Genomic DNA, 1,446 nt, shown 5'->3' on the forward strand with positions numbered 1-1,446 from the left:
AACGCGGTCCCTGGCTGTCATGGTTTTCTCCTGTCGTGTCGTCGTCCGGGGGGATGGGCCGGAGCGGCGGGCCGCTCCGGCCGGTCTCAATTCGCTCTCAAGCGGCTGGCAGGGCGATCGCGCGGGCGGCCGCGCCATCGCGTGCGCCGTAGTGGCCCAGAACGCCGGCCGCGAGCCGTGCGCCCATGGCGCCGGCGCGGTCCACGGGCTGTCCCTGCGCCAGACCCGCGAGGAAGCCGCTGGCATAGGCGTCGCCCGCACCGGTGGTGTCGACGACCCGGGCCACGGGCGCCGCGGCCACGTGGTGACGCCCGCTCGCGTCGGCCACCCAGGAACCCTTGTCGTGCTCGGTCACCGCGGCGGTGGCCACCCGGGACATGGCCCAGTCCAGCCCCGCCTCGGCACTGTCGCAGCCGCCCAGGGCGCAGATTTCGACGTGATTGCCCACGAGGATGTCCACGTGGAAGTCGATCAGCGCCCGCATCGCGGCGAGGTTGCGGTCCACGCAGCCCGCGTCGGAGGGGGTAAGCGCGACGCGGGCGCCGGCGGCCTTTGCTGCACTGGCCAGCGTCTCGATCACCTCGGCACCCTGCGGCGCGTCCCAGATGTAGCCCTCGATGAGCAGGATATCGAACGCCTCGGGCAGGGCCACGCGCGCCTCCGACGGCATCAGCGTCACGGCGGCACCGAGGTAGGTGCTCATGGTGCGCTCGCCATCGGGGGTGACGAGGACCACGCAGCGCCCGGTGCCGTGGTCGTCGTTGTGCGACACGGCCACCGGGGCGGCCAGGTCCAGACCGACCATTTCACGACAGAAGGTATCGCCCAGGTCGTCATCGGCGACCTTGCCGATGTAGGTGCCCCGCACCGGCGTGTCCGCCAGATGCGCGATGGAATTGGCCACCGAGCCGCCGGACTGGCGCACGCCCGGCCCGACCTCCTCGAAAAGCGCGTGAGCCGCTTCGGCCCCGACAAGGTGCATGCCCCCCGGCGTCAGCCCGTGGCGGCTGACCACCTCGGGCTCCACGGCGGCGACGACATCGACCAGGGCATTGCCCAAGCCGACGATATGCGGTGTGCGTTCACTCATGGCATGCCCCCCTCAATACCTGTAGTGTTCGGGTTTGAAGGGGCCCTCGGGTTTGACGCCGATGTAGGCGGCCTGGTCGGGGTCGAGGGTAGAGAGCTTGACGCCGATGCGCTCGAGGTGCAGGCGCGCGACCTTCTCGTCGAGGTGCTTGGGCAGGATGTAGACGCCGGGTGCGTAGTCGTCGCCGTTGGTCCACAGCTCGATCTGGGCCAGCACCTGGTTGGTGAAGGACGCAGACATCACGAAGGAGGGGTGGCCGGTGGCATTGCCCAGGTTCAGCAGGCGGCCTTCGGAGAGCAGCAGGATGCGGTTGCCCGAGGGCATCTCGATCATGTCCACCTGTTCCTTGATGTTCG

Annotated in this window: 2 protein-coding genes; both read right to left on the reverse strand. The window is 69.8% G+C overall.

Annotated elements, in window-relative coordinates; all coding sequences use genetic code 11:
- Window positions 1-97 precede the first annotated feature (97 nt).
- A complete protein-coding gene (locus tag BU124_RS14435) occupies window positions 98-1,090 on the reverse strand; it encodes an adenosine kinase (RefSeq protein WP_084864263.1) in 993 nt (330 codons plus the stop codon).
- A 12-nt stretch (window positions 1,091-1,102) separates the two neighbouring features.
- Window positions 1,103-1,446: adenosylhomocysteinase (locus tag BU124_RS14440; RefSeq protein ID WP_143529899.1), on the reverse strand; the 344-nt coding region annotated here is incomplete at its 5' end.

The sequence above is a fragment of the Salibaculum halophilum genome, from assembly GCF_002094885.1.
Lineage (GTDB): Bacteria > Pseudomonadota > Alphaproteobacteria > Rhodobacterales > Rhodobacteraceae > Salibaculum > Salibaculum halophilum.

Coding starts and splice junctions, on each gene's coding strand:
- BU124_RS14435 (WP_084864263.1), bottom strand. CDS start 1,090: ATGAGTGAACGCACACCGCATATCGTCGGCTTGGGCAATGCCCTGGTC.